Here is a 4,127-nt window from a genome sequence, read left to right as displayed (position 1 = left end):
CGGTACGTCGGATCCGGTCGACAGCGAGCGTACGTGGCAAGCCGTAGTGCTGTCTGCCGATCTCGCTCACTTCAGCAACTCCCGTCTCATGCGGGGCGAACCGGGACCTCACGCCGCGCTGTGGTGAGCTGGGAAGGCGCGGGCATGCAGCAGTCAGACAGGGGCAGTTTCCTCGTCACCTGATACACCCAGCGCGACAATCACCCACGACATCGTCCCAGGCTGCCCCGAGCAGCACCGGACCCCCTACGACCTGCAGCGATGCATTTCTGAACGGCGCAGCCTGCTGGCAGCGGACTTCTTCTCCGGCTGGGCGATCCACACCCTGGCCGCCGGACAGAAGCCGTACCACCGCGGCAGTGCGCGGCCTGGGCGCGGCAGGAGCGCGCCTTGTCGCCGGCGGGTCCGGCGGTGCGGGCGAAGGCGCCGGCGAGGGCGTCGAACTCGGGCAGGGCTCGGCGGTAGTCGCCGCCGAGGAAGCGGACCGCGGCCCGTTCCATGCGGTCGAGCACGTCGCCGTTGTCGGAGCCGAGCGCCAGGGCCGCCGGCTCGGCAACGTCGCTTCAGTCCCGTTGGGAGCGTGCGCTCGTCGCTGCTGATACACAGAGAGCATGCCGATGCCGCGTACGGCGCCTGGCAATCAGGGCAGTTGGTTGCCGTGAAAGAACAGCGCCGCCTCGACCTGGTCCGGCAGGACGCCTCGTCTCTGCGCGCAGTCGTGTACTCCCTCCAGGTACTGTCTGTAATGGTCCGTGGTCCAGCCGTTCTCCGGCCAGTCGGCGTCGACCGTTTTCAGGTCTTTGAGAGCTTGCGAGGGCAACCGGTTGCCGACTCCAGCCCGCCGCCGGGGACACCCACAACCAGCGCAGCGGATGATGGGACGCTGACGCGTGATGCGGAACGGCCCCCGGCGCGGTGATGCGCCGCCCGGAGGCCGTTCCGTTTCAGTTGTACGTCAGTTGGTGAAGTTCATGTACTTCCAGCTGCTGTACGTGGTGGCGTTCACGGAGTCGCCGGAGCCGCCCTTGACGTAGACGGCGCGGATGCGGGCGCGGAGGCCGGCCTTGCCGGGGGCTCCCAGGTTCACCGACACATTGCCGTTGGAGGAGAGCGCGAAGTACTCGGAGTCGGAGGCGTACCAGGCGCCGTCGTAGTAGACCTGCAAGTCGACCCGCACCTGGCGGCCCTTGTAGTAGTTCATGCTGGTGGTGAGCACCGGCGCGGTGTTCTTGTGGTAGTACGCGTAGGTGGTGGACCCGATCTTCGCGGTCTTGTACTGCTTCGAGAGCGCCGTCGAGAGCCGGGCGTAGGTGTACGCGTGGGTGGTGACTGTCTTCGACGCGGTGCGGTCGTCGCCCGCGTAGACGGTGCTGAAGGTCCAGTTGCGGTACATGGTCACCGATACCGACAGGTTACCGGAGGAGTTGACCGTGCCGCTCTTCAGCAGCCGCTTACCCTCGTCGACGCCGTACGGGTCGCCATAGATCGCCACCGTGCGGTTCTTGTACTCCGATCCGAGGTGCACCGTGTAGGTGACCTTCGTGCCGTAGTTGTAGTACTTGCCGTTGTTGGTGACGGTCAGCGTGGGCGTGGTGCGGGAGACCGCGACCTTGGCCGAGGTGCTGACGGCGGTGTGCGCGGCGTCACCCGCGTACGAGACCGTGTAGGTCACCGTGCCGCCAGCCGGCGGGGTGTCGTTGAAGCTGTACGTGCCGCCGGAGCCGGTGGTGACCGAGGCCAGCGCCTTGCCCCGGGGGCTGTCCAGGTCGGTGCGGGTGACCTGCAGCTTGACGCCGGCCGGGAGCGGCACCGTCGCGCTGATCTTGCCGGTGACGGTGAGCTTCTTGGCGCGCGGCGCGCTGGTGGGGGCCTTCACCGACAGCGTCGGCACGTTGCGCGTGGGATCGGTGAGGACCTTGAGGGTGTAGCTGGTCGGCGAGCCGCTGCCGCTGCTGTAGGCGCCCTCCAGGGCGTAGACGCGCGAGTCGTCCGGGGCCCAGACGGCGTCGACCGTCTGGGCGTTGGTGGCATAGGAGTGGATCGGCTGGGTGCCGTTCGGCTGGTAGATCCGCACGGTGCCGCTCTCAACCTGGGCGACCATGCCGTTGGGAGAGACGTCGCCGCTCTCCGCAGCGGTGTTGGGGTACGCCCCGGTCTCGGTCCAGCTGTTCTGGGTGTAGCTCATGCGGTAGGTGCCGTCGAGCAACAGCCCGCCGCCGGGGATGAGATCGACGTCACTGGCGATCTCCACGGGCCCGCTGTAGGGGGTCACCGAGGACACGGTCTGGGGCGTCCCGCTGGAGACGTCGAACACGGTCACCGTGCTCGGCGACGAGCCCTGGGTGAGGGCCGTCAGCAGGTTCGGCTCGGCCGGGTTGGCGCTCAGCGCCTCCGGGTTCCAGAGCAGGTTCTGCGGGGTCTGACCCAGCGTTACGGTGCCGGCGGAGTCGACGGAGCCCAGGCTGGCGGCCCACTGGTTGCCGTAGCTGAACCAGAGCTTGCCCCCGGCGAAGGCCACATACGTCGGCCCTTCGTTGGTGTTGATCGGGTAGCGGGCTTCGACGGTGAGCGTGGCCGCGTCGATGGCCACGATCTCGTGCGAGGTGGACGCGGCGGCGTACAGGGTCGAGCCGTCGGTGGAGACGGCCAGGCCGGAGACGCCAAGGATGCCGGTGAGCGAACCGAGTTTCGCGCCGTTCTGGTCGGCGGCGTAGACAGTGCCTGCTGTGTGGTCGCCGACGAAGACCCGGTTCAGCGGGCCGTCGGCGACGATGCCGCCGTCCGAGGTGACGGTGACGGCAGGCGCCGACGTCGCCGACGCGGGTGCCGCGGCGCCGAAGCCGAGCACTACCGAACCGAGCAGGACCGCGGTGGCGGTCGCTATGGATGTGCTGCGTGTACGCACAGGTGTGAGCCCCCCAAATGGTGGAAAGCAGGAAAGCAGGTGGAGCCCGGCGCGGTAAAGCAGCCGGGCGCGGAGACCTCCGCCCCGGCGTAGCGGCGACCGCGCAACTCGGGCCGCGGGCACGGAGTCTACGTCACGGTAACGACAACTAACCCCGGGTTTCCCACCTGCCCTTTCGATCCCCTGGGTGACTATGAGGTCGCATGCTCAAGAGCTCACGACGTGTGCACCGGAGGTCTCGCGGAGGGCAGAATCGGCGCGGGTGAGGGAGCCGACCGGTTCCTGTTCGTCCCGTTGGGTACCGGCATTGCGGGTGCCATCGGCATCAACGGCGCGATCGAGCACGGCGCCCACGGCTCGGCGGCCGAGATCGACCACATTGTGGTGCGCCCGGACGGCCCTCCCTGCGACTGCGGACAGCGCGGATGCCTCGAGCGACTCGCGTCCGCCTCATCCGTCGGGCAGGCGTGGGCCGCCGCGTCGGGCGATCCGCGAACGGACGCGGCCGCGTTTGCGAAAGCGGTGGAGGCGAGGGATGAGCGCGCGCAGACCGTGTGGCTGAGCGCCGTGGACGCGCTCGCAGACGGGCTCGTCACCGCACTCACCCTGCTCGCCCCGCGCACCATCATCGTGGGCGGCGGTCTCACCGAGGCCGGCGAGACCCCGTTCGCACCCCTACGGGCCGCGGTGGAGCGCCGCATCACCTTCCAAACACCGCCGTCCCTCATCCCGGCCGCGCTCGGGGACACCGCCGCTGCGCGGGGTGCAGGACTGCTCGACCGGGACATGATCGCGGCGAACAAGCCCGCGTCGGGAACGTCCTGAAAAGGGCGCGGTCAAGGGGCGATTGGCCTGCGGTGCCAAGGCCGTTCGAGTCACTGGGCCTCCGTCATGGTCAGGCCGCAAGAGGCTTCCGAATCGCGATGCGCCGGTGGCCGCACGGAACCCGCATGGGGCGGAGCTGCTGCCGTGGCATCGGAAAACGTCCTCCTCGACCTGGCGGACCGTCAAGACGGAACGGAATTAGTAGTACGGAACTAGCGCGCGTCTTTGGTGTGATCAAGGGGTGGCCCGCGTGATGTGGGTGTCGTCCGAGGCGAGGAATGCTGTTCTTGACCTGTCCGACCAGGTCGGGTAGCGGGAGCACATTGCTGTGCTCCCGCCCCCTCAGAACCGTGCGTGCCCGTCGTCCGAGCACACGGCTCAAGCAGGCCCTGGAGGG

Annotated in this window: 2 protein-coding genes and 1 pseudogene; 1 reads left to right on the top strand and 2 read right to left on the bottom strand. The window is 68.6% G+C overall.

What is annotated here, in order from left to right; translation table 11 throughout:
- Positions 1 to 640 precede the first annotated feature (640 nt).
- Positions 641 to 820, bottom strand: a complete 180-nt coding sequence (locus ACWDA7_RS51050) for an 8-oxoguanine DNA glycosylase OGG fold protein (protein ID WP_450614826.1) — start codon at positions 818 to 820, stop codon at positions 641 to 643.
- Between the two features lie 135 nt (positions 821 to 955).
- Positions 956 to 2,905: an Ig-like domain repeat protein gene (locus ACWDA7_RS51045; RefSeq protein ID WP_450614824.1), complete on the bottom strand. Its 1,950-nt coding sequence runs from the start codon at positions 2,903 to 2,905 to the stop codon at positions 956 to 958.
- A 132-nt stretch (positions 2,906 to 3,037) separates the two neighbouring features.
- Between ACWDA7_RS51045 and ACWDA7_RS51040 the strand changes: the two are divergent.
- A pseudogene (locus ACWDA7_RS51040) lies at positions 3,038 to 3,730 on the top strand (ROK family protein); the annotation flags it as partial.
- Positions 3,731 to 4,127: the final 397 nt, after the last annotated feature.

This window comes from Streptomyces sp. NPDC001156 (genome assembly GCF_053598275.1).
The sequence above is the reverse complement of the archived record's forward strand: the minus strand, read 5'-3'. Positions and strand labels throughout refer to the sequence as shown.